The sequence below is a fragment of the Leucobacter luti genome (genome assembly GCF_004217175.1).
Lineage (GTDB): Bacteria > Actinomycetota > Actinomycetes > Actinomycetales > Microbacteriaceae > Leucobacter > Leucobacter luti.
The window spans coordinates 519,664-543,365 of the sequence record NZ_SHKI01000003.1 but is presented as its reverse complement, the minus strand read 5'-3'; the positions used below and the strand labels follow the sequence as shown (position 1 = coordinate 543,365).

The following is a 23,702-nucleotide window of genomic DNA, read 5'->3' as shown; positions in this document are numbered from 1 at the left end:
GCCGAGAGCCTCGCGCCGTCCGGCTCGGCCGCGCATCAGAAACCGGCCGGGACGGTCGGGGTGAAGATCGTCTTGAAGTGCAGGTACGCCATGATCGCCTCGGCACCGAGCTCGAAGCCGATGCCCGAGTCTTTCCTGCCCCCGAAGGGAGCCCCGATGTCGAAGTTGTACATGTTGAAGCATACTGTCCCCGTCTCGAGCCTCCGAGCGAGTTCGAGGCCGACCGTCTCATCCGCCGTGTACACGGCGCCCGACAGACCGTACTCCGAATCGTTCACGAGCCGAACCCCCTCGTCCGGGTCTCCACTGTACCGGGTGATGGAGATGGCGGGGCCGAAGAGCTCCTCGCGGAACAGCGTCATCTCGGGCGTCACGTCGGCGAAGACCGATGGCGCCACGAAGAAGCCGGTTCGATCCAGCGGAGCTCCTCCGACGACCACGCGGCCGCCCTCGCGCTTCGCGATCTCGTAGTAGTTCTCGAGCGACTGCTGATGGGCCGCGCTCACCACGGGCCCCATCTCGACCGCCGGGTCGAGCGAATCCCCCACTCTCCACGACGCGACCTCCGTCGCGATCGCGTCGACGATCTCGTCGTACCGGGATTCCGGCACGATGAGACGCGAATTGTTCGTGCAGGTCTGGCCGTTGTTCGAGAAGCTGAGATCGGCGAGATCGGCGATGAAGGTATCGAGCGGAACATCCTCGAGAAGCAGCGCCGCCGACTTGCCTCCGAGTTCGAGCGTCACGGGCTTGAGGGTCTCGCCGCAGGTGCGGCCGATCTTCCGCCCGACCGGGGTCGACCCCGTGAACGCGATCTTCTGGATCCCGGGGTGCGCGACGAGGTAGTCGCCCGTCTCGCGCGAGCAGGGGACGATGTTGATGACGCCGGGCGGCATGTCGGCCTCGATCACCGCTTCGGCGATGATGTACGAATCCAGCGCGGTGAAGCTCGCGGGCTTGATGACGGCGGTGCAGCCGGCGGCGAGCGCGGGGGCGAGCTTGAAGAAGAGCGTGCTCAGGGGGTAGTTCCACGGAGCGATCATGCCCACCACGCCGATGGCCTCGCGACGAACGATCGAGTATCCGGTCGCGGCGGGCCGGAGATCCTCGATCGAGGTGTCCTCGATGACGCTCGCGTAGAAGCGCAGGAGCGATGCGGCCGTGTCGGCGTTGCTGTAGGTCGAGCGCGCGATCGGGGTGCCGACCTCGCGACTGATGAGCTTGCCGACCTCCTCCCGGCGGCGCTCGATGGCGTCGGCGAATCTGCGCATCACCGCTGCGCGCTGATATGCGGAGTACCCGCCCCAGCTCCCGCCGTCATCGAGCGAGCCGCGTGCGGCGGCGACCGCCGCATCGATGTCGCTCTCGGTGGCGAGGGGGAAGGAGCCGAACACCTGCTCGGTGTTCGAGTCGTGCACGGAGAACCGATCCCGATCGGCGGCGTCCTGCCATTTGCCACCGATGAAGAGTGTCTGCTTATGCATTTTTCAGTCTCAACTCTCTGCTCGCTGCGCCTCGATCGGCGCATGCTCGACCACTCCGCGCAGATTCACTCCGGATTTCAGGTCGGAGAAACCCTGCTCGATGTCCTCGAGCGTGTAGGTCTGCGATACGAGCTCATCCAGCTTGATGAGCCCGCGCTGGTACAGATCCATGATCATCGGCACATCCCTGCGAGGATTGCAGGAGCCGTAGATGGTGCCCTTCACGGTCTGCTCGCGGAAGATCATCTGCGTTCCCGGAAGCTGGACGTTCTTGTCGTTCACATCCTGCGACATCCCGGCGAGCACGAGGGTGCCCCGCGTGCCGAGCACGTCGTAGGCCGCACCGACGATCCCGGCAGTCGTGTTGCCGGTCGCCACGATGACGTAGTCGGCTCCGGCGACCTCGGGGTTCGCTTCGAGGAGGAAGGCCTTCGCGTCGTCCATCGAGGTGAACAGGCGGGTCGCCCCGAACTGCTCGGCGAACTCGAGCTTCGTCGGGTTGGTGTCGACGATGACGATCTCGCGGGCCCCGGCGAGCTTCGCGCCCTGGATCGCATTCACACCGACGCCGCCGGCCCCGAGGACGAGCACGACGGAGCCGGGCTGCACCTTCGCGGCGTGCACGGCGGCGCCCCAGCCGGTGAGCACGCCGCAGCTCGCCACGGCGACCGCCGCGAGAGGGATCTCCGGATCGACGCGGATGAGCGAGTTCTCGGATACGACCGCGTAGCGGGCGAAGGTTCCGAGCCCGCAGTTGGCGGGGATCGCCTCCCCGTCGAGCGAGAACCGGAAACTGTCGGGATCGGCCTGGCCCGGGCTGTTCGCCGCCTCGGCGCAGAGGTTCGCGCGTCCGCTCGAGCACCAGTAGCACTTGCCGCAGGTCGGGATGAACGAGGCCGCGACGTGATCCCCGAGCTGCACGCTCGTCACGCCGTCGCCGAGACCGCGAACGATACCGGCTCCCTCATGGCCGCCGATAACGGGAATGTCGCCGAGACCGCCGTGACGCAGGTGCTCGTCGGAGAAGCAGAGCCCCGCGTGCGTGAACTCGACGAGCACCTCTCCGGCCCGCGGTTCCTGCAGATCGAGCTCCACGATCTCCCAGTCGTTTCCGGCTTCGAGCATCGCCGCCGCTTGCGTCTTCATCATTTCGCTCCCTCGGTTCGCTCTTCGATTATCGCGCCGTACAGCTCGGGGCGGCGATCGCGGAAGAAGGGGCGACGCATGCGCGAGGCGCGCATGCCCTCGACATCGGCCTCGGCGACCGCGACGCCCTCCTCGCCATCGGGCACCTGCGCGAGCACGGTGCCGTCGGGGCCGTATACGGCGCTCAGGCCGAAGTAGTCCTTGGTTCCCTCGAGGCCCACGCGATTCGAGCAGATCACGAAGAACTGGTTGAAGGCGGCGTGGGCTCGCAGTTCGAGCTGGAACACCTCTTTCATCGGCGCCGAAGCCGATGCGACCGGCACGCAGAGCACCTCGCCGCCGTCGAGGGCGACCGTTCTCGAGAGCTCGGGGAAGTGCCGTTCGTAGCAGATGATGGTACCGAGTTTCACGTCGCCCGCATCGACGACCGACGGCGGCTCCTGGCCGGGCCGGAAGTAGAACTTCTCGGGGAAGCCGTTGGAGAAGGGCAGGTGCGACTTGCGATAGACCTGGCGGGCCTCGCCGCGCACGAAGGTGACCGAGGTGTTGTGGTAGATGCCGGGCACGCTCGTGCCCTCGAAGAAGGAGGAGACGATCGTGATGCCGTGCTCGGCTGACTTGCGCGAGCACAGCTCGTTCGACGGGCCGTCCATCGGCTCGGCCCACTTCACGTAACCGGGGTCGGGCTCGGGCTGAACGAAGGGAATGGCGAAGAACTCGGGCATGAGCACCACCCGTGCTCCCTGAGCCGCCGCTTCGTCGATGAGCTCTGCCGCTCGCCGGATCGTCTCGTCGCGATCCCCGGTGGCTCGCAACTGGAGTGCCGCAAGTTTCATGTTCATTCCTTCCGTATTCCGGTCAGTGAGACGCTGGCGTTGGTCTTGTATCTCTTGTTCACCGAGATGAGCACTGCGGTGAACGGTTCGAGATGCCTCGCGAGACGCAGCGCTCCGACGTCGATCGCGCGGCCACCGGTGACCTTCCCGGCCAGCCTCATGACCTCGGCTTTCGCGGCGGTATCGTCGCCGCACACGAGGACGTCTTCGTGGCTGAGATCGTGGTCGACCCAGTGCAGGGTCACGGCGGAGAGGTGGTGGAACGCTCCGGCCACGGTGCTCGCCGTGAGGATCCGCGCCGCCTCCTCCGCCGCGCTCTTGTCGGGGATCTCGGCGCCGACGGGTCCGAGCTTGTCGAATGACAGCGGGTTGACGCAGCTGATGACGAGCTTGCCCGCGAGCACGGGGGCGAGTGCGGTCACGAGTTCGTCGTGGCCCCGGTAGGGAACGGCGAGGATCACCGTCTCTGCCCGTTCCGCCGCCTCGGCGTTGCCCGTGCCCGACAGGCGCCCCTCGGGCGAGTGCTCCGCCGTGAGGCGATCCGCCTCAGCCCGGGCCTTGTCCGCGTCGCGCGAGCCGAGGATGACCTCTTCGCCCGCCAGCGCGAGACGCAACCCGATTCCGCTTCCCTGAGGGCCGGTGCCCCCTACGATCGCGATCGTCATGAGTACCTCCTAGGAGAGCGCTTCGGTGATGTTCACGAGGGTCTGGTGGTGATCGCCGTGCGTCGAGATCACCGGAACGCGCACCCCGGCCTCGCGGTACTCGAGCAGCTTCTGCACCACCGTGTCGGTCGAGCCGCAGGCGGTGACGTTCTGCACGAGCTCGTTGGGCACCAGCTGCATCGCCCGCTTGATGTCCTCCTTTGTCGCGGGCCAGCCGGCGATCTCCTGAATGCGCTCGACGAGCTCGGGCTCGACGCCGGAGTGCGCCGCGATGTGCGGCTGCTGCATGAGGTAGAGCGTGAGGAAGGCCTTGCACGCGTCGATGGCCTCTTGCGGATTCTTGTCGTCCACGCTGCAGGCGATGATCTGAGTGAGGTCGATTTCGGTCTTGCCGTCCGTGCGCTTCGCGATGCCCGCGTCGATGGCCTCCTTGGCTCCCACGAGGTAGGAGGGCGGCAGGAGGAAGTCCATGTGCACGCCGTCGGCGATCTCGCCCGAGAGCTCGAGCATGCGCGGACCGACGGCGCCGACGTAGACCGGCACCGGTACCTCGGTGTTCTCGCGGTACATGCTGTCGAAGCGAATGCCGTCGACGCTGTAGAACTCACCGTCGAAGGTCACGGTCTCATTGTTGAAGAGCTGCTTGAGGATGGTGATGTACTCGCGCATAGAAGCGACGGGCTTGCGGATCGGAGACCCGAGCTTCGTCGCGAGCGGCTCCCACCAGGCGCCGATGCCGAGGATCGCACGTCCGGGTGCCACCTCGTCGAGCGTCTTGAAGGTCACGCCCATGAGCGCCACGTTGCGGCTCTTGTTGTTCACGACGCCGGTGCCGATGCGGATCTGCTTGGTGCGCGCCGCCGCGATCGCTGCGGGAACGATGCCGTCGCGCGCCATGCGGCCCTCGGCGACCCAGAACGAGTCGAAGCCCTTCTCGTCGGTGTACTCCGCGACCTCCCAGGTCTCGGGGAGCGTCATCCGGTCGCCGACGTGGATGCCAAGTGGGATTTTCATGCTGTGCCTTTCTCTGGTGGACGCCGACTCGCGTCCCGGGTTCAGTGCGAGCACTGAGAAACGTAGGGGTCAGTAGAGTTGCGCCGGACCTCGCTCGAGATACCGTCCGCGCGTCTGACGCGCCTCGGGCTGGAGCTCGCGATCGCGGATGAGGATCCGGCCCCGACTGAGCACCGTGACGGGCAGGCCGGTGACGCGCATGCCTTCGTACAGGTTGTAGTCGGTGCGGGAGTGCGATCCCTCCGAGGTGATCACGTGATCCGCTGCGGGATCCCAGACGATGAGATCGGCATCGGCCCCGACGGAGACGGTGCCCTTCTGCGGGTAGAGCCCGAAGAGCTTCGCGGGTCGTGCAGAGGTCACCTCGACGAAGCGGCACATATCCATGCGGCCGCTCGCGACTCCCGCTTCCCAGACCACCATGAGGCGATCCTCGAGGCCCGGGACGCCGTTCGGGGTCTTCGGGAAGTACCCGGGAGAGCGCAGTTTCTGCGGAGGCAGATCCTCGGTCTGGTGCATGCAGAATGCCGCGTGGTCGGTCGCGAGCGTCGACAGGCCGTCGGCGCAGAGGTAGCGCCACAGGTCGTCCTGGTTCTCTCGCTCCCGAATCGGCGGCGAGCAGATGTAGCCGGCGGCCTCCTCCCCGAGATGCTCGTAATCTTCGCGGGCGGTGAGCAGGTACTGCGGGCAGGTCTCGCCCCAGACCTCCAGGCCCTCGGATCGCGCGCTCGCGATCTCCGCGGCCGCGAGCCGGCTCGACACGTGCACGATGTAGAGCGGCGTGCCCACCTCTTCGGCGAGCACGATCGCCCGGTGCACGGCCTCGGCCTCGGAGGCGTGGCCGTGAGCCTCGGCGTGGAACACCTCGGCGGTGTTGCCGTCGTCGAGCAGGCGCTGCACGGCCCGGTTGATCATGTGCCCGTTCTCGGCGTGCACCATGGGCAGGGCGCCGAGTTCGCGCGCGAGGTCCATGCCCGCGAGAAGTTCGTCGTCCTCCACCATCTGCGTGCCGGGGTAGGCCATGAAGAACTTCCAGCTGCTCGCACCCTGTTCCGCGCGCAGGCGGCGCAGATCGTCGTGCACATCCGGCTGCTGCGCGAGCGGGGGCACGATCGCGTGCAGACCGAAATCGATGATGCTCTTCTGCTCGGCGGTCGCCCGGCGATCCGCGAAGGTCTCGAACAGCGACTGCTCGGGGTGCTTCTTCACGAAGTCGATGAACATCGTCGTCCCGCCGAAGGCCGCCGCGACCGAACCGGTGGCGAAATCATCGGAGGTGCGCGTGGTGAAGCCATCGATCGGGTACTCGAGATGGGTGTGGGCGTCGATCCCGCCGGGCATGATGTACTTCCCCGTCGCATCGATCACCTCATCCGCCTGCCAGCCCTGGTCGACGCCGATCCCGACGATGCGCTCACCGGCGATGAGCACATCGGCGCGCACGAAGCCCTCGGCATTCACGACGGTGCCGCCCGAGATGAGAATCGTGCGGCGATCCGGCGCCCCGCCGGTCATGACGTCACGTCCTCATCCGCGAGCGTGAGCACCTCGTCGAGCACCTCGAGAGCGAAATCGATCTCGTCGTCCTTGATGACGAGCGGAGGGGTGAGGCGCATGACGTTGAAGTTCGCGGAGAGGTAGAGCCCCTTCTGCATTCCCGCCTTCACGACCCGCTGCATCGGCGCCGCGGCCTCGCCGACCGCGTTGAAGGGCACGAGCGGCTCGCGCGTCTCACGATTGCGCACCAGCTCGAGGCCGTAGAACAGACCGCGCCCGCGAATGTCTCCGATCGACTCGTGCCGGGTCGCGAGCTCGGCGAGCCCCGCGCCGAGACGTTCGCCCTGGCGCTTCGAGTTCGCCACGATATCCTCGTCCTCCATGATCTGCAGCGAGGCGAGGGCCGAGGCGCATGCGAGGGGATGGCCCGCATAGGTGAGGCCGCCCCAGAACTTGTTGTTCTGCAGCCACTCCGAGATCTTCGCCGACACGGTCATCGCGCCGAGCGGCACGTACCCGGAGTTCAGGCCCTTCGCCGTGATCAGGATGTCGGGCACGACTCCCCAGTGGTTGCAGGCGAAGAGTTCTCCCGTACGACCGAAGCCTGCCATCACCTCGTCGAAGATGAGAATGATCCCGTACTTGTCGCACACCTCGCGAATGGATCGGAGATAGTTCTCCCCGGGATAGATGAGTCCGTTGGTGCCGGTGACGGGCTCGAGGATCACCGCCGCGACGCTGTAGGGATCCTCGTACTGCAGAATCTCCTCGAGATGCGGCCCGCCCTCGTAGACGGCCGAACCCTCGCCCCGATCCGGGTAGCGGTAGGAATAGGGGTCGAGCATGCGCACGACGCCCGAGATTCCCGGCTCGGCGTGCCAGCGGCGGGGGTCGCCGGTCACGGAGATCGCACCGGCCGTCGCTCCGTGGTAGGAGCGGTAGCGCGCGACGACCTTGCTGCGGCCGGTGACGTGACGGGCGAGACGCAGCGCGTTCTCGTTCGCCGCCGCGCCTCCGGTGGTGAAGAAGCTCATCTTGAGGTCGCCCGGGGTGATCTCGGCGAGCTTCTGGGCGAGGCGCGCACGCGACTCCTCCGCGAAGTTCGGGCCGATGTAGCAGAGCTTTCCCGCCTGCTCCTGGATCGCCGCGACGAGTTTCGGGTGCTGATGACCGAGATTGCTGTTCACCAACTGCGATTGGAAGTCGAGGAACCTGTTGCCGTCGTAGTCCCAGAACCACGATCCCTGAGCACCGGCGATCGCCCGGGGGTTCAGCCCGCCCTGCTTCGACCAGGAGTGGATCACGTACTCGCGATCCGCCTCGACGACCTCGTCCTTGCTCCACGCTGCTGCGTTCACGCCTCTGTCCTCTCGTTCTGTCGCCGCTGCTTCGCGGGCATCACTGCTGTCCGATCTCCACCGGCGCCTCGGCGCCGAAGGTCGCCAGACGCTGGAGCGGGCGGCCCTGGTTTCCGGCGACGCACGCGATCACGATCTCGTCGGGCCTCGGCGCGTCCTCGATCCTCAGGGTGAAGCTCTGATGATGCGATCGGGTCTTCGCGTCGGTCTTGTGCTTGAGCGGCACGTCGATGGGGGTCGCGATGAGCCCGGTCTTCTCGGCTGCGGGCAGCAGCTCGGTGCCCTGGGCCGCCTGCCTGAAGACATTGCCGAAGCGCAGATTGTGGATCAGCGCCGAGCCGTGCTCGGTCTCGCCCGCGATGCCGACGAGCGCGGCCTTGCCGAACACCTCCACCTCATCGTCGAGCAGCTCGACGCACGCCGGGCCGACGAGTTCGCCGATCTTCTCTCCGAGTTCGTCGGCGATCGAGACCAGGTCTTCGACGTAGCCGTTCGTGCCGAACGGATTCTTGATGATGGCAGCCACGTACGCAACGCGATGAGGCCGCTCGAGCGCGATCCCGTTCTCCTCGCGAAGCTCCTCGACGTGGCGAACGATTTTGCGAACCTGCAGCTCCATGTACTACTCCTATTGCTCTCGATGCGAGTGGGTATACGCATAAGTGAACCCGTGGTTCGGAAAAAAATCAAGTCCAATTTGAAAATAAACCGAAGGGCCATTTTCGAGGCAGCTCCTGACTGCATCCGTCTTGCGGGCATATTTCGCCGAGCATCAGGGGGTTGACTGCCTCGCTACACTGCTGAATAATCAATGAATAATCGTTTTAGTTGGTGATTGGCGGCACGGTTTGAAAAAAGTAAACCATCGGTTCGGTTTTGGATTGTTCTTCGCGCTGGTCTCCGCCGCCGCCCTCGGCGGCTGCTCCGGGGCAGCGGCGCCCGGCGAGCCCGCAGGGCAGAGCGATTCCGAGGCCGCGAGTTCGCTGGAGAACTGCGGCACGACCCTCGAGACCGATCCGACGCCCGAGCGAGTCGTGACGATCAAGTCGACTCCGCTCGAGCTGCTTCTCGCACTCGGCCTCGAGGATCGCATCGTCGGCTCGGCGTTCCTCGACGGAACGGTGCCCGAATCGCTCGCTCCCGCAGGGTGGTCCGTCACCGAGCTCTCCGAGCAGGTTCCCGGTCGCGAGCTGCTGCTCAGCGTCCAGCCCGACTTCGTCTTCGCAGGCTGGGCGTCCAACCTCTCGGCCGAGGGCCCGGGAACCCGCGACCAGCTCGAGCAACTGGGCATTCGCAGCTACATCTCACCCGCTGCCTGCGATTTCGGAGAGGAGACGCAGGCGGCGATGACCTTCGACGATGTCTTCGAGATGTACGCCGAGATCGGCGACATCTTCGAGGTTCCCGAGCGCGCGGAATCGCTCATCGCCGAGCAGCGCGAGCAGCTGAAGGGGCTCGAGCGCGTCGCCGAGCCGATCACCGCCCTCTGGTACAGCTCTGGTGAGGACACCCCCTTCGTGGGCGGGGGCACGGGAGCACCCAACATGATCATGGAGGCAGCGGGCCTCGACAACGCAGCAGGCGATCAGGCGGAGAGCTGGCTGAGCATGTCGTGGGAGGCCTTCGTCTCGAGCGATCCCGATGTCATCGTTCTCGTCAACAGCCCCTGGAACAGCGCCGACGCGAAGCGCCAGCGCATCGAAGCGCATCCGGCTGCGCAGAGCATGCGGGCGGTGCGAGCGGGAAACTACATCTCGGTCGACTTCGCGACGACGGAGGCCGGCGTGCGCAACGTCGACGCCGTGGAGACGATCGCCTCGGGCGCAATCGAGATCGCGCGACGCGGATGACGATCCACCGAGCAGCGCGCGCACCCGGCGCGATGACGGGCGAACGAGCGGGCTCCGCAGCTTCCGCAGCCGCCTCGACCCGCAGTGCGCTCCTGCTCGGCGCGATCCTCGTCATCCTCCTGCTCGGCGCACTCGCACTGGGCACGCTCCTCGGGGCCGTGCGGATCCCGATGAGCGCACTCCCCTCGGCGATGTCGACGCCGATCGCCGACTGGGGGCCGGAGGAGACGATTCTGCTCCAGGTGCGCATTCCGCGAGTGCTCACCGCAGCACTCGTCGGAGCCGGGCTCGCCATGGCGGGCGTCGCGATGCAGACTGCGCTGCGCAACCCGCTCGCCGAACCGTATCTGCTCGGCATCTCCTCGGGAGCATCCTTCGGCGCGGTCTGCGTGATCCTCAGCGGGCTCGCAGTGGCGCTCCCCTTCGCAGCCTTCGCGGGCGGCCTGCTCGCGCTCACCGCGACGCTCGTGCTCGGGAGGATGCGGGGCGACGCGCAAGCCACCCGCGTGATTCTCGCCGGAGTGGCCGTGACGGCCCTCTTCAGCGCCTTCACGTCGCTCACCATCTTCCAGTCCCGCGATAGCGACAGCTACCGCCAGGTACTGCACTGGCTGCTCGGATCGCTGAGCAGCGTCACCTGGGAGAGCGCCGGAGTCGCATCGGGATCCCTCCTGATCTTCGGCGGCGCGCTCGTGATCGTCGCCCGGCTGCTCGACATACTGCTCCTCGGCGATGAGGAGATCCACTCTCTCGGTCTCGACGTTCGGCGCGTGCGAGCCGGCGTGCTTATCGCCGCCTCGCTGCTCGCGGCCGGCATGGTCTCGGTCTCGGGAGCCATCGGGTTCGTCGGTCTCATCGTCCCGCACATCGTGCGCAGCATCCTGCGCCTCTCGCAGCGCAGTCTGCTCGTGCTCTCGGCGATCGCCGGCGCGCTCCTGCTCGTACTCGCCGACACCTTCTCCCGCACCGTGGTCGCGCCCCAGGAGCTGCCGGTCGGCATCACCACCTCCATCCTCGGTGCCGTAGTCTTTGCCGTGATCATGCTTCGGAAACGGGAGGTCGGCGCATGACACTCACCACCACACGCCTGCGTCTTGCTCGCGATCGCGGATTCGCGCTCGATGCTCCGGCGCTCGAGGTGCAACCCGGTGAAGTACTCGGCCTGCTCGGGCGCAACGGCTCCGGGAAGAGCACGCTGCTGCGCGTGCTCTCCGGATATCTCGCCCCTGACAGCGGGCGAGTGAGCTGGAACGGCAGGCCGCTCGCCGCGCATTCCCGCGCCGAGTGGGCGAAGCTCGTCGCCATCGTGCCCCAGGAGGCGGGCACGACGCCTCCGCTCACCGTCTTCGAGTACGTGCGGCTCGGCCGGGTACCCTTCCGCGGTCTGCTGCAGTCGTTCACCCGCAGCGACATCGACTCGGTGAGATCCGCCATCGAGCGCTGCGGTCTCGAGCAGCTCATCGCCGTTCCGCTCCCCCAGCTCTCCGGAGGGCAGCGCCAGCGGGCGCGGATCGCTCGCGCACTCGCACAGGGCTCCCGCCTGCTCATTCTCGACGAGCCGACGAATCACCTCGACCTCTCGGCGATCCGCGACATCGCGCTGCTGATCAAGGAGCTGGCATCAGACGGCACCGCATTCGTCGCGAGCCTGCACAACCTCGATATCGCGAGCTACGTCGCCACCCATATCGCGTTTCTCGAGAACGGGACGGTGCGCGAAGTCGGAACCACCGGGGAGACCCTGACCAGGGAATCGATCATGCGGCACCTCGATGTGGCCGTCGACGCGACGGAGCGATCCGACGGAGGGCTCTCATTCTCGCTCCGCTACCCCGACGCGGCCCCCTCTGCCGATGCCCTCGCCTGGGCGGGCGGGCACGGGGAGGGCGTGCCCTTCGCTCCTTTCGGCGACGCCCCCGCCTCGTGGGTGCTCGAGTACCGCGGCGCCGGTGGCGCCGCGTCTCGCCTGGAGGCGGGCCGATGAGAATCGTGCTGCTCTCAGGCGGGGTCGGCGGGGCCCGATGCGCTCGCGCACTAGACGCCTGGCGCCGCACCGCTGATCCTTCTCTCCGGCTCACCGCGATCGTGAACGTGGGAGACGACTTCACCCATCTCGGGGTTCGCATCTCACCCGATATCGATTCGGTGACCTATCACCTCGGCGACCTCGGCGACACCGAGCGAGGGTGGGGCAGGGCTGGGGATTCCGCGCGGATCGCGAAGCAGATCGAGCACCATCTCCCCGATACGGCGTGGTTCCACCTCGGCGACCTCGATCTCGGCCACAGTCTCATCCGCACCGAGCTGCTCGCCTCTGGCATGCCTCTCAGCCGGGTGACCCAGCGCTTCCTCGACGACTTCGGCATCTCGGCCCGGGTGCTTCCGGTCACCGACGACGACTCACCCACCATCGTGCGGGTTCCGAACGGGCCGCTCTCGTTTCAGGAGTGGTGGGTACGCCTCCGGGCGGAGCCCGTTCCGGAGCGCTTCGAGTATCCGCGAGCCGCCGCCGCGCAACCGGCACCGGGCGTGATCGCGGCGATCGAGGAGGCCGACCTCGTCGTCGTCGCGCCGTCCAACCCCATCGTGTCGATCACGCCGATATTCGAGGTTCCCGGAGTGCGCGAGGCGGTGGCCGGGGCACGGGCGCCCGTCGTCGGCGTCTCCCCCATCATCGGGGGCAGGCCGGTGCGCGGCTGGGCAGATCGCTGTCTCGCCGCAGCGGGAGTCGAGTGCTCAGCGCTCGGGGTGCGCGATTTCTACGGATCCAGGGGCGCGGGCGGCCTGCTCGACGGGTGGCTCGTCGATCCCGTCGACGACCTCGGACGTGAAGCGGACGGGCGCGGCGGGCGTGGCGGTTCCGGCGAGCACAGCGAGCCCGGCGGTTCCGGCGAGCCCGGATCGGAGAGGACGATCGTGACTCGATCCGTGCCGCTGAGGTTCACCGGCGGTCGAGAGGATGCCCGGATCGTAGAGGCCCTGCTCGCTCTCGCGAGCAGCTCGGTGCGTAACACGGAGCCACACGACGATGCGAAAGTGAACCGACGTCTTGATTTACCGCATTTTGGGATATAGTTCAAAAATGGCCACTTCAAGCCCCCGTGCAAGCGATCGAGACCAGAAGAAGGGCGACGGTCTGCTCAACCGCGCCGTGAAAGTGCTCCGCGTCGTCTCGACCTACCCCAACGGCATCGGACTCAGCGAACTCGCGCGCTTGGCCGAGGTGCCCAAGGCCTCATGCTTCCGCATCATCAGCACGCTCGAAGACGAGGGGATCCTCTTCACCGACGAGGACACCAAGCGCACGCGCATTTCGATCGGAGCGCTCTCGATCGTGGGCGGCCTGCTCACCGAGGGGGGCACGCTTCGCGCCATCCGGGACATTCTCTCCGATCTCTCCGAGGCCTCTGGCGAGACCACCGGCTTCGACATGCTCCAGGGCAGCGACGTCGTCGTGCTCATGCAGAACGCGGGGCCGTCGATCATCGGGCAGACGCTCAAGCAGACGCCGCGGATACAACCGCCCTGGCTCACCTCGACGGGCAAGTCGCTGCTCTCCTACCGGGATCCCGATGAGGTGCGGGCACTCCTGCTTCCGCATTACCCGCAGGACAACCTGAATCAGCTCGACCTGTTCATCGAATCGCTCGAACCCGCTCGCGTGCACGGTTACGCCTGGCTCTACGGCGCTCTCGAGCGAGACGCCGCATCCGTAGCGGCGCCGGTACTCATCGACGAAGTGCCGAAGTACGCGCTGTGGATCGGCGGGCCGACCTACCGCATCACTCCCGAGAACGCGCGGCAGCTCGGCCAGCTCGCGATAGACGCGGCCACGAAGGTGGCACGTCTGCTCACAGCATTGCGCGAGGTGCAGGGACTCAACGATCCCATCTCGGCGAGCAGCATCGGCATCGGTTTCTGAGACTCTCCTGTGAATTAGTGATCCAACGGTTCATTTTCGTGTTTTCGGAGCGCTGAACCCGATCCTCGGCGCCCGGAGTCGCCTAGGATCGAGGTGTGAGCAGCAATTTCCCTCTGTCCCGGAAGATCAGTCGAATCGCCGAATCGGCCACCCTCAAGGTCGACGCGAAGGCCAAACAGCTTCAAGCCGCAGGGCGTCCCGTCATCAGCTACGCCGCAGGCGAGCCGAACTTCGCGACCCCTCCCCACATCGTGGAAGCCGCGCGCACCGCGCTCGACGACCCGGGGAACTTCCGCTACACCCCCGCGACCGGGCTTCCGGAGCTCCGCGAAGCGATCGCGGCCAAGACCGCGCGGGATTCGGGCTGGGACGCGGCGCCCTCGCAGATTATCGTCACGAACGGCGGCAAGCAGGCGGTCTACCAGGCGTTTCAGGTGCTGCTCAACCCGGGGGACGAGGTCATCGTTCCCTCCCCCTACTGGACCACCTACCCCGAGGCGATCCAACTCGCAGACGGGGTTCCCGTCGATGTCTTCGCGGGCGCCGACCAGGGGTACAAGGTCACCGTGGAGCAGCTCGAGGCTGCCCGCACCGAGCGCACCAGAGTGCTGCTCTTCGTCTCCCCGTCCAATCCCACCGGTGCCGTGTACTCGCCTGAGGAGACGCGGGCGATCGGCGAGTGGGCCGAACGAAACGGCCTCTGGGTGGTCTCGGACGAGATCTATCAGAACCTCGTCTACGACGGCGTACGCGCCGTGTCGATCGCCGAGGCCGTCCCGGCGCTGAGGGATCGTACGATCCTCGTCAACGGCGTTGCGAAGAGCTACGCCATGACCGGCTGGCGTCTCGGCTGGATGGTCGGCCCGCCCGCAGCCATCAAGCTCGCGGCCAACCTGCAGTCGCACCTCACCTCGAACGTGAACAATATCGCGCAGCGGGCCGTCATCGAGGCGCTGAACGGCACCCAGGAGCCCGTCGAGGAGATGCGCAGGGCGTTCGATCGTCGCCGTCGCGTGATCGTCGAGGAGCTCAACAAGATCGACGGTTTCCACTGCCCCACTCCCGAGGGAGCGTTCTACGCGTACGTCGACGTCTCAGCGGCCCTCGGGCGCGAGATTCGCGGCATCACTCCGGCCACCTCGCTCGAACTGGCCGATCTCATACTCTCCGAGGCCGAGGTGGCGGCGGTCCCCGGAGAGGCCTTCGGACAGTCGGGCTATCTCCGCTTCAGCTACGCGCTCGCCGACACGGCACTGCTCGAGGGCGTGCAGCGCGTTCAGGCGCTTCTGCGCGCGTAGAGCGGGGCTGCCGGCGCAGAGCAGAGCTGCAGGCGCAGAGCAGGGCTGCAGGCGCACCGAGCCGGATCCTCAAGGATGCCTGCGAGACCGTGATGGAGCTTCACTGGCCTGACCCGTCGCAGCCAACGGCAGACGCGGCTGGCGTGGATGCTGGAGCATCAGGCCGAACGCTGGTCGGCGTATCTCGACTTCCAGTAGCCAGGCTTCCGGGTGAGTGCGGCTTTTCGGCCTCACTTGCGGCGGGCGACGAGGTCGGCGCGAATGCTGGCGAATGCGCCTTCATGCCTACCTATTCGCCCAGGCGCACCCGAGGCCAGAGCCCGTACGGACTCCGATGAGTCGCCAGTCGGGTACGGTCATGGAATAGATCGACCATGACTCGAGCTGCCATTCGTGCAGCCCGTCGGCCATGACCGGTTGTGCGTCGCCATTCGGCACCGCGTACACGTCTCTATCAAGTGGGTAAGCGTCATACTCGGCCGATGCCGGACAGATTCCGCCGAAGGCTGAGAACGGCGCGATCTGCACGGGCCAGAGCGCTCCGTTCGGGCCCAGATCGGTAATGCCGACGGTGCGCACGCGCTCGTCGGAGCCGCGATCGGTACAGGCGAGGTTATTCTCTCCGGTGGCGTGGCGGAACTCGTGAATCTCGAAGCCGCCATCGACTGCGGTGACATTCGCAGTGACCGTGCCGCAGTGGATCGTCCGCGCAACGGGCATCTCAACCTGTACAGCCTCACCGTCGTGCTCGGCCCAGATGTACCATTGCCGGTCGACCGAGTTGCCTCCCGCATATGCTTCAACCGGAACGATTGCATCCTGGTCGCCGTCTCCGTCGGCGTCACTGAAGAGAATCTCGTCGGTAACGACGGTGTACTGCATTCCCTCGACGTTGGCGGTTCCATCGACCAGCGATACGACCACGGGCGGGTAGGTCTCCGTGTGGGGAACGAATATCCAGTCGGTGTTCCCAAAATCGAAGTCTTCGAGCACTGAGACCGGGGTCTCTTCATCGACTGGCTCAGCGATCTGCACTGGTACTGTCGGCGCTGGCTCCGCCGCCGCGCAGCCGGCAAGGAACAAGCACGCCAGGGCCGTCGCGGTGCGGGCCAATACGATGCCCGAACGCGCCGGGCGAGCGATGCGGGTGGGGAGTGTCATCGGCTGCTCCTCGGTCGAATGTAGCGGTCGAATGCGTCAGTCGAATGCGTGCATTCTCTGAGATGGGGTCAAGAGAACGACGGGAAGACTCAGGATGCGCTCAGGCGATGGGAGCGGCCGTTGAGTCAGGCGTTAGCTGATGATGGGGGCGAGTTTTCGGACGCCTTGGGTGATTTGTGCGGGGGTAGCTGCGCCGTAGGAGAAACGCAGGAAGGGGGCCGGGGGTTCGTTGACGAAGAAGTGTCGCCCGTCTCCGACGAGCACCCCGGCAGCATAGGCGTCGCTGCTGATCTGGCGGGTGTCTGCCCCGTGGGGCAGTTTCGCCCAGAGGTGGATGCCCCCACCAGGGGTGCTCTGGATGCGGACGTCGGGCAGGGTCTGCCTGATGGCTGCGGTGAGGGCGTCGCGACGTTCGGCGAGTTCGGTGCGCAGGCGTTTGAGGTGTCGCCCCCACACGTTCGAGGTGAGCAGAGTCAGCGCGATTTCCTGCACCATAGGGGCGACGCAGAGGTCGTCACCAGTGCGGGAGGCGCGCAGCCGGTCACCGGCGGGGCCGCGCGCGATCACGGCCCCGATCCGCAGTCCAGGCGAGGCGGGTTTGGAGAGCGTGGTGACGGTGACGACGTGCCCGTTCGGGTCTTCGGTGATCAGCGGTGGCGGGGTGTGCCCGTCGATACCGAGGTGTCTGGCCCAGTCGTCTTCGATGATGAACGCTCCGTGCTGGGCGGCGAGGTCGAGCACTTGTGCGCGCCGTTCACGACTGAGCACGGTGCCGGTCGGGTTCGCGTAGCTGGGTTGGAGGTAGATCACCCGCGCGCGGGTGCGTTCCAGCTCATCGGCCAGCCGTTCGACAATGATCCCGTCTTTGTCGGCGGGAACGGACGCGATGGTCAGGCCTGCGCTTTGGGCGGCGAGGATCGCGCCGGGGTAGCTGGGGCTCTCGGTGATCACGGTGGAACCCGGTTCGGCGAGGGTGCGCATGGTGAAGACCAGGCCCTGCTGCCCGCCGGAGACCACGAGCACGTCACCGGGATCGGTCCGGTACTCAGCCGCGAACACTCGGCGAAGCTCGGGGGAACCTGCCGGTGGGGTCATCATCCACGCCCGGTTGTTCTTCGCGGCTCGGGAACCGATGCGATGCAGCTCGTCGTGGGGCAGCAGTTCGGGGGCGAGGTATCCCCAGGACAGCGGAATGTGCTCGGGGGTGCCGTACCCGCCCAGGCGCGACGCCCGCTCCGTGTCGACGCGGGCGGGGCCGAGCGCCTGCGACTGCCATGCGAAATCCGGTTCCGGGAGTTGTTCCCGCTCGGCGACGAACGTGCCACGGCCGGGTTCGGCCCGCACTAGGCCCAGAGCGCTGAGTTCCGACAGTGCGGCAGAGACGGTGGCGGCGCTCGCCTGGAACTCCTTGGACAGCTCCCGCACCCCCGGCAGCTTCTCCCCAGCGGGTGCGACCGTCACCCGCTCGCGCAGGCGTGCCGCAATCTCAGACGCTCTGTTATCATTGGACATGAGGCTAGTAGATAACGTTACTCGGTATTTTGCAAGTCCGTTACCCCCGGGTTCACTGGGTCTCGTCGGCGGGTCGGTGCGGGCATGAGTCGGGTGATGGCCGTGCTGCGGGATGTGTCGGTCACCGCGATCATCGCGGGGTTCCTCTCGGCGCTGATCAACTTCGCGGGACCGTTCCTGATCGTCCTCGAAGCGACCCGAGCTGCTGGCCTCAATGAAGCGCAGACCGCTTCCTGGGTGTGGGCGCTGTCCATCGGCAACGGCGTGTGCAGCATCGTGCTGAGCCTGTTCACCCGCATCCCGGTCATCGTGGCCTGGTCGACGCCGGGAGCCGCGCTGCTGATCGCCTCCCTGGGCGGGTTCTCCTTCGCGGAGGCGGTCGGGGCGTTCCTTGTCGCATCGGTCGCCGCAGCCGTTGTCGGCTACACCGGCTGGTTCGGGTGGCTGCTCTCCAAAGTTCCCGGCCCCGTGCTCCAGGCTCTGCTCGCGGGCATCCTGCTGCCCTTCGTCGTCACCGCAGCGGGAGCGTTCGCCAGTGCCCCGCTGATCGCCGGGTGCATCGTGGTCACCTTCTTCCTCGGCAAACGTTTCTTCGACCGCTTCGCGGTTCTCGCCGCACTCGCGGCGGGCCTTGTCGCGACTTGGGCTACGGGGTCGTTCCAGGAGGTCGCGCCCTCGCTCACGCTGGGAGGCCCGGTGTTCACGATGCCTGTGTTCACGCCCGCCGCGCTCATCAGCATCGCCCTGCCCTTGTTCATGGTCACGATGGCGTCGCAGAACGCGCCCGGCCTGGCACTGCTGCACTCACAGGGCTACCAGCCCAATGACCGGCTCCTGGTCGGCACCATCTCGACCGTCTCGGCGGTGCTGGCTCCGTTCGGTGCGCACGGCATCAATCTCGGTGCGATCACCGCCGCCGTCGCCATCGGCCCGGAGTGCCATCCCGACCGCACCAAACGCTATATCGCTGGTCTCTCGGGTGGCCTGACCTATCTGCTGGTTGGCTCCTTCGGCGGCGTGCTCGTTGCCGGGTTCCAAGCGATCCCCACAGAGACCGTGTCCGTCGTCGCTGCCGTCGCGCTGCTGGGCGCGGCGCTCACGGCACTCACCGGCGCGATGAGCGGCAACACCCGCACCGGCCTCGCCGCGATCACCACCCTCGCCGTCACCATGTCCGGCGTCGTCATCCTCAGCGTCGGCTCCGCGTTCTGGGGACTGCTCGCAGGAGCCGCGGTCTACCTCATGCTCACCCCGGCACGGGAAGCGTCTGGCCGCGCCAAGACGAGAAAGGAGGCCGACGTGACCGCGTGACACCGCTCCTGCCGCTCCCACTGAGGGGCGGCGTAACCCGCAAGTTCGCCCCGCAGCGCACCAGCGCGTTGCTTTCATTTCAAGACGCAAGGACACATCAATGACTACCAAGATCGCCCCGACCGTCCGCTTCCTGGCCCCTACCGACGAGAACGAGTGGCGCACCCTCTTCCGCGCCTACCGAGAGTTCTACAAGCTCGAAGAATCCGAGGAAGTCGTCTCGCGCGCCTGGGGCTGGTTCATGGATCCCACCCACGAGTGCAAAGCACTCGTTGCCGAGGCAGACGGCGAAATCTTGGGCTTCGCCCACCACCGCAGGTTCTCCTCGCCCTACACCGGCACCTCTCACATCTTCCTCGACGACCTGTTCACCGTCCCCGCAGCTCGCGGGCGCGGCGTCGGACGAGCACTCATCGGACGCTTGACCGACATGGCCGCCGCCGAGGGCCGAGCCGGAGTGCAGTGGATGACCGCCGAGGACAACCACCAAGCACAGGCGCTCTACAACACCCTCGCCACACGAACGACCTGGGTGACCTACGACGCCGAGCCAACCCCAAGATGATGCCGCTCTATTTGCCAGCAGTTCTCTGCCGACAAGTAGCGGCATCCGGCTCCGCGATTCTCTGATGCTGAACGTGCGAGAGAACAATGGCATCCACCACCGTTCGGGCGTTCACAGGCGGTCAAAGTGAACCGCGGGTTCCTTTTGACTGCGTGAGACTCGTGTTCGTCCGCGACGGCACGCTGATCCTTGACACCGGCCGCACCAGACCCGCGTTCGCTACCCTCGGCGACACGGTGCTGGTCGCGGCCGGTGCGCCATTCGGATACCGCGCAGAGGGTGCGGTCACTACCACCACGCTCCTGATCGACACGGACTACCTCATCGAGCACTTGTTCTGGCAGTATCTCGATCTAATCCCAGACCGTGACGCCGCCCGAGAACTCGCCGCCAAGCTCTACCCCGACCCCATACAGCTTCTCCGTCTCGGAGAACAGAGCGCCGTACGACTCGCGCCGACCCTCGATGAACTCGGCACGCTGACGGAAACCAACCAAGATGCGGCGGTCTACTTCCGCACCCATGCGTTGCTCCTGACGACACTCGAAGAGATCGCCCCGCACCTTCACCATGCACCAATCGAGATGCCTCTGCTCACAGCACGCGAACGCGCTACACGCGTCGCCTCCCCGCGATGGAGAACATTCCGGCCCATCAGTCAAGAGGCCGCGCGAGTAGCGGAACTCCTGCACCACAGCCTCGCGGAACGTTGGCGGATCAAAGACCTTGCCGCGCATGCCTGCTTGTCGTCGAGCCAGCTCAGACGAGTGTTCAAGGACTCCTTCGGGGTGTCACCGATGACGTATCTCGCGATCCTGCGCGTGCAGGAGATGGCACGCCTCATCCGCGAGACGAACGAACCCATCGCCACCATCTCCGCGCGCGTCGGCTGGGCACCCCAAGACGGGCAAGCATCAAGAACCTTCCGCCGCTACATGGGCGCAAGCCCAAGCAGCTACCGGCGTTATGGCCCACCGAGCACATCCCCCGAGGGGCCAGGTATAGAAATCAGACAGGCCGGAACCCAGAACGCTGATTCTCGCAGCGGATAAGTCATCGCGAAGCGCAGCGTCCACGATGCATATCCGCATTCAGCCCGCTCGCCCTCGCCTGCCGGGCGGCAATAGCCCTTTCGCGCGGGCGCGGGCGACCCAGCCCTGCGCGGTCGAGAGCGGCACCCGGCTGATCTCGGCCATCTTCGCGGTCGGGTTCGGTTCACCGTCGTCCACGAGGCGGGTGTGCTGGAGGGCGACGACCTCGTAGAAGTCCGCGATCCGCTTCGGGTTCCCCAGCGGCTGCATGACCTCGGAGAAGTGGAGAATGCGACCCGAGGGCATAGTGAGAGTGCCGCCCTCGAATCGGGTGGCTCCGGTGACGGCGAACTGGCGGCGATTGATCGCCGCCTCGATCCTCGAAGTGGGAAGGTTTCGGAGCATCGGGCTTGCCACCGGGTCACCGGCCTGCTCGGGCAAGTAGATGATCCCCGTGATCCGCACCTCACCCATCGGCTCCTGGAGCATGACGTACTGACGCTGCAACCGCAGCAGCACGCGCGTATGCGACTGGACGTGCTCGATAAGGAACCACCGCCCATCGCGGCCGTCGTTGTACCCGGCCAGTTCCCCATCCGGCCTCGGCATCGGGTATCTCCGCTTGTCGTACTTGAGCGCGGCATCGATCGCTACCGATTCAGCAGAGGACTTGATCACGGGAGGATCGGGCATGACCCAGCCCGCTGGCAGGTCTTCGGGGGCCAGCAGCGGAACGTCCTCCACGTCTTGACTCATGCCTCCAGGGTAGTGGAACCTCTGATTCATCTCAAACAATGGCCATTACGCCAAGAGTGTGTTACCTTGATATGGCGTATCTGCTATCGCATGAGATTGAGGTGAGTGTTCTGACTCCAGCCCCGCCCCGAAAGCGCCACCACCGAGCGGCGCAAGGCCGGGGTGCGCTCAGGGTAGGGAACGATCCGGGGTACCTCCGGCTACGGACGATCCGCCGCACGGAGCCGGACGTGAGGAAGCTCGTGGAGTGGGTGTTGAACATCACCCAAATCCGCTACGACGCCTACCGTGCAGGCGATCCCGACCCCTACGGTCTCCCGTCTCCGGAGAACCTGAGTCTGATGTCAGACCGGCGAGGCAGAGTAGAAGACGAACAAGAACCCGAACTGCTGCGCCAACGAAGGAGCACCGCATGAGCACCACCGCTCCCACCCTCACGTCGACCGACGGGCACGCAGAGAACGTGCCGGTGCTGCTGGCCGTCTCCTACCTCCGCGTCTCCACCCGCGAGCAAGCCGAACGCGGCGGCACCGAGGAAGGCTTCTCGATCCCCGCGCAACGCGAGGCGAACCATCGCAAGGCCGACGAACTCAGCGCACGGATCGTCCGCGAGTTCATCGACGCCGGAGAATCCGCACGCTCAGCCGACCGCGACGGGCTACAGGACATGCTCGCATTCATAGCCGCCACGCGGGTGCAGTTCTGTATTGTGCACAAACTCGACCGCCTCGCCCGCAACCGTGCCGACGACGTCGCCATCCACCAAGCACTCCTGACCGCAGGGGTCACCCTGGTCTCGGCGACCGAGTCGATTGATCAGACGCCGTCGGGGATGCTCGTCCACGGCATCATGTCCTCCATTGCCGAGTTCTACAGCCGCAATCTCGCCACCGAAGTCACGAAAGGGTTGACTCAGAAGGTCGCGCAGGGCGGCACACCGATGCGCGCACCCGTCGGCTACCTCAACGTGCGCCGCACCGACGACAACGGCCGCGAGATTCGCACCGTCGAGGTTGACGCCGACCGCGCACCACTCATCACCTGGGCATTCGAGCACTACGCGACCGGCGAGACCTCCGTCACCGGGCTCCTGCGCGAGCTAACAGCGCGGGGGTTGCTGACAGTGCCGACGCCGAAGCGCCCCTCGAAACCGTTGGGAAAGAACACCCTCTACAAGCTGCTGACGAACCCGTACTACGCGGGCGTGATCCGCTACAAAGGTGCCCTGCATCCCGGCGCGCACGACCCGATTGTGGAACCGGAACTATTCGACAAAGTGCAATCACTCCTGAAAGCGCGAACGGCGAAGATGACCCGGCACGTTCAGCACGCCCACCACCTCAAAGGACTCCTGCACTGCGGCAGCTGCGGCTCCCGCATGCTGCTCGACTTCGCCACCAACCCCCGCGGCACCACCTACGCCTACTTCGTCTGCTCCGGCCGCGCCGCCAAGAAAACGAACTGCACGAGACGGGCCGTGCCCGTCGCGGTCGCGGAACGCCTCGTCGCAGACTCCTACGTCTCGATCACGATCAGCGACGCCACCTATCAACGGCTCGCCGCAGACGTGGATGCGGCGTTCGACAAGCGCAACGCGGGTCAGGATCAGGAGGCCGCGGATTTGACCGCGAATCGGGCGCGTCTGGAATCAGAATCCGACAAGCTGCTCGCTGCGCACTTCGCCGACGCCATCGATCTTGACACGTTGAAGCGGCACCAAGACCGCATCCGCACCGGCCTCGCCGACGTGAACCGTCGCCTGGCCGAGCACAGCGAGCATCACACCGGAGGGCGCGCGTTCCTCCACGATTCGCTGCGGCTGCTCACCGACGCGCACCGTGCCTACCAGCACTCAGGTGATGCTGACCGGCGGCTCGCGAATCAAGCGTTCTACACGCGCCTCGACATCACAGACGACGAACAACTCCGGCCACGGCTCGCGGAGCCGTTCGCGACGATCTTCCGCGAAGCACACAACAGCGGTGATGAAGGCAAGGAAGCGAAATGGGAACACACCACATCTTTCGATGTCGCGTGTTCCCGTAAGACACTTTGGGTGGATCCTGGGAGAATCGAACTCCCGACATCCTGCTTGCAAAGCAGGCACTCTACCAACTGAGTTAAGGACCCGGACTGACTCATACTAGCGTATTCGTCGGTGGGGCTACCAGGACTTGAACCTGGGACCTCTTCATTATCAGTGAAGCGCTCTAACCACCTGAGCTATAGCCCCTTGACCAAGAAATGACTCTACCTGAACACCCGGCAAAATCGAAATCGAAATCGCGGCTCGGGC

The 23,702-nt window shown here is 66.1% G+C and carries 22 protein-coding genes, 2 tRNA genes and 1 pseudogene; 10 read left to right on the top strand and 15 right to left on the bottom strand.

The features are described 5' to 3' along the window. Nucleotides 1-35: 35 nt before the first annotated feature. From EV139_RS05625 to EV139_RS05590, 8 genes are all read right to left on the bottom strand, one after another. Nucleotides 36-1,484 (bottom strand): aldehyde dehydrogenase, encoded by a 1,449-nt coding sequence (locus EV139_RS05625; protein ID WP_130453324.1) that lies wholly within the window; start codon nt 1,482-1,484, stop codon nt 36-38. A gap of 9 nt (nt 1,485-1,493) precedes the next feature. Continuing rightward, nucleotides 1,494-2,633, bottom strand: coding sequence for a Zn-dependent alcohol dehydrogenase (locus tag EV139_RS05620; RefSeq protein ID WP_130453323.1), 1,140 nt, complete (start codon nt 2,631-2,633; stop codon nt 1,494-1,496). After that, nucleotides 2,630-3,466: a carbon-nitrogen hydrolase family protein gene (locus EV139_RS05615; RefSeq protein WP_130453322.1), complete on the bottom strand. Its 837-nt coding sequence runs from the start codon at nt 3,464-3,466 to the stop codon at nt 2,630-2,632. Before EV139_RS05615 ends, EV139_RS05620 begins: the two co-directional genes overlap by 4 nt. Before the next feature lie 2 nt (nt 3,467-3,468). Beyond that, nucleotides 3,469-4,131: an NADPH-dependent F420 reductase gene (gene npdG, locus EV139_RS05610; RefSeq protein ID WP_130453321.1), complete on the bottom strand. Its 663-nt coding sequence runs from the start codon at nt 4,129-4,131 to the stop codon at nt 3,469-3,471. A gap of 9 nt (nt 4,132-4,140) precedes the next feature. After that, on the bottom strand, nt 4,141-5,145 hold the full coding sequence (locus tag EV139_RS05605; protein WP_130453320.1) for an LLM class flavin-dependent oxidoreductase: 1,005 nt from the start codon (nt 5,143-5,145) through the stop codon (nt 4,141-4,143). A 69-nt stretch (nt 5,146-5,214) separates the two neighbouring features. Next, the gene (gene hydA, locus EV139_RS05600) at nt 5,215-6,660 is read right to left on the bottom strand and encodes a dihydropyrimidinase (protein WP_130453319.1); all 1,446 of its coding nucleotides are present in this window, start codon (nt 6,658-6,660) and stop codon (nt 5,215-5,217) included. After that, nucleotides 6,657-8,000, bottom strand: a complete 1,344-nt coding sequence (locus EV139_RS05595; protein ID WP_130453318.1) for an aminotransferase class III-fold pyridoxal phosphate-dependent enzyme — start codon at nt 7,998-8,000, stop codon at nt 6,657-6,659. The genes hydA and EV139_RS05595 overlap by 4 nt, the downstream gene beginning before the upstream one ends. A gap of 40 nt (nt 8,001-8,040) precedes the next feature. Next, nucleotides 8,041-8,619, bottom strand: a complete 579-nt coding sequence (locus tag EV139_RS05590; RefSeq protein WP_198677463.1) for an amino acid synthesis family protein — start codon at nt 8,617-8,619, stop codon at nt 8,041-8,043. A gap of 262 nt (nt 8,620-8,881) precedes the next feature. Between EV139_RS05590 and EV139_RS05585 the strand changes: the two genes are divergently transcribed. The 6 genes from EV139_RS05585 to EV139_RS05560 all read left to right on the top strand — a co-directional run bounded on the left by EV139_RS05585 (nt 8,882) and on the right by EV139_RS05560 (nt 15,070). Beyond that, nucleotides 8,882-9,850 carry an ABC transporter substrate-binding protein gene (locus tag EV139_RS05585; protein WP_130453317.1) on the top strand — a complete coding sequence of 323 codons (969 nt, stop codon included), beginning with the start codon at nt 8,882-8,884 and terminating at the stop codon, nt 9,848-9,850. Beyond that, nucleotides 9,847-10,920, top strand: coding sequence for a FecCD family ABC transporter permease (locus tag EV139_RS05580; RefSeq protein WP_198677462.1), 1,074 nt, complete (start codon nt 9,847-9,849; stop codon nt 10,918-10,920). Before EV139_RS05585 ends, EV139_RS05580 begins: the two co-directional genes overlap by 4 nt. Continuing rightward, the gene (locus tag EV139_RS05575) at nt 10,917-11,834 is read left to right on the top strand and encodes an ABC transporter ATP-binding protein (RefSeq protein ID WP_130453316.1); all 918 of its coding nucleotides are present in this window, start codon (nt 10,917-10,919) and stop codon (nt 11,832-11,834) included. The genes EV139_RS05580 and EV139_RS05575 overlap by 4 nt, the downstream gene beginning before the upstream one ends. Next, nucleotides 11,831-12,925: a 2-phospho-L-lactate transferase gene (gene cofD / locus EV139_RS05570; RefSeq protein WP_130453315.1), complete on the top strand. Its 1,095-nt coding sequence runs from the start codon at nt 11,831-11,833 to the stop codon at nt 12,923-12,925. Before EV139_RS05575 ends, cofD begins: the two co-directional genes overlap by 4 nt. A 7-nt stretch (nt 12,926-12,932) precedes the next feature. Beyond that, nucleotides 12,933-13,772, top strand: coding sequence for an IclR family transcriptional regulator (locus EV139_RS05565; protein ID WP_130453314.1), 840 nt, complete (start codon nt 12,933-12,935; stop codon nt 13,770-13,772). Between the two features lie 95 nt (nt 13,773-13,867). Then, nucleotides 13,868-15,070, top strand: coding sequence for a pyridoxal phosphate-dependent aminotransferase (locus EV139_RS05560; protein WP_130453313.1), 1,203 nt, complete (start codon nt 13,868-13,870; stop codon nt 15,068-15,070). Between the two features lie 285 nt (nt 15,071-15,355). On the opposite strand, the gene EV139_RS05555 is transcribed toward EV139_RS05560, so the two are convergent. Next, the gene (locus tag EV139_RS05555) at nt 15,356-16,231 is read right to left on the bottom strand and encodes a hypothetical protein (RefSeq protein ID WP_130453312.1); all 876 of its coding nucleotides are present in this window, start codon (nt 16,229-16,231) and stop codon (nt 15,356-15,358) included. 132 nt (nt 16,232-16,363) lie between these two features. Next, a complete protein-coding gene (locus EV139_RS05550; protein ID WP_130453311.1) occupies nt 16,364-17,743 on the bottom strand; it encodes an aminotransferase-like domain-containing protein in 1,380 nt (459 codons plus the stop codon). Between the two features lie 84 nt (nt 17,744-17,827). On the opposite strand from EV139_RS05550, the gene EV139_RS05545 reads away from it, so the two are divergent. The 3 genes from EV139_RS05545 (at nt 17,828) to EV139_RS05535 (ending at nt 20,671) form a co-directional block, all read left to right on the top strand. After that, nucleotides 17,828-19,054 (top strand): benzoate/H(+) symporter BenE family transporter, encoded by a 1,227-nt coding sequence (locus EV139_RS05545; RefSeq protein ID WP_198677461.1) that lies wholly within the window; start codon nt 17,828-17,830, stop codon nt 19,052-19,054. Between the two features lie 100 nt (nt 19,055-19,154). Beyond that, nucleotides 19,155-19,619, top strand: coding sequence for a GNAT family N-acetyltransferase (locus tag EV139_RS05540; RefSeq protein ID WP_130453310.1), 465 nt, complete (start codon nt 19,155-19,157; stop codon nt 19,617-19,619). 161 nt (nt 19,620-19,780) lie between these two features. Next, nucleotides 19,781-20,671: a helix-turn-helix transcriptional regulator gene (locus EV139_RS05535; protein ID WP_157993000.1), complete on the top strand. Its 891-nt coding sequence runs from the start codon at nt 19,781-19,783 to the stop codon at nt 20,669-20,671. Nucleotides 20,672-20,710: 39 nt separating this feature from the next. On the opposite strand, the gene EV139_RS05530 is transcribed toward EV139_RS05535, so the two are convergent. Then, a complete protein-coding gene (locus EV139_RS05530) occupies nt 20,711-21,406 on the bottom strand; it encodes a hypothetical protein (RefSeq protein WP_130453308.1) in 696 nt (231 codons plus the stop codon). A 412-nt stretch (nt 21,407-21,818) separates the two neighbouring features. Between EV139_RS05530 and EV139_RS16115 the strand changes: the two are divergent. Then, a pseudogene (locus tag EV139_RS16115) lies at nt 21,819-22,907 on the top strand (recombinase family protein); the annotation flags it as partial. A gap of 147 nt (nt 22,908-23,054) precedes the next feature. Here EV139_RS16115 and EV139_RS16110 read toward each other — a convergent pair. The 4 genes from EV139_RS16110 to EV139_RS05515 all read right to left on the bottom strand — a co-directional run bounded on the left by EV139_RS16110 (nt 23,055) and on the right by EV139_RS05515 (nt 23,639). After that, nucleotides 23,055-23,258 (bottom strand): hypothetical protein, encoded by a 204-nt coding sequence (locus EV139_RS16110; protein WP_237464568.1) that lies wholly within the window; start codon nt 23,256-23,258, stop codon nt 23,055-23,057. Then, on the bottom strand, nt 23,259-23,420 hold the full coding sequence (locus tag EV139_RS16105; RefSeq protein WP_237464566.1) for a hypothetical protein: 162 nt from the start codon (nt 23,418-23,420) through the stop codon (nt 23,259-23,261). 43 nt (nt 23,421-23,463) lie between these two features. Next, nucleotides 23,464-23,536, bottom strand: a tRNA-Ala gene (locus EV139_RS05520). Between the two features lie 29 nt (nt 23,537-23,565). Next, a tRNA-Ile gene (locus EV139_RS05515) sits at nt 23,566-23,639 on the bottom strand. Nucleotides 23,640-23,702 lie beyond the last annotated feature (63 nt).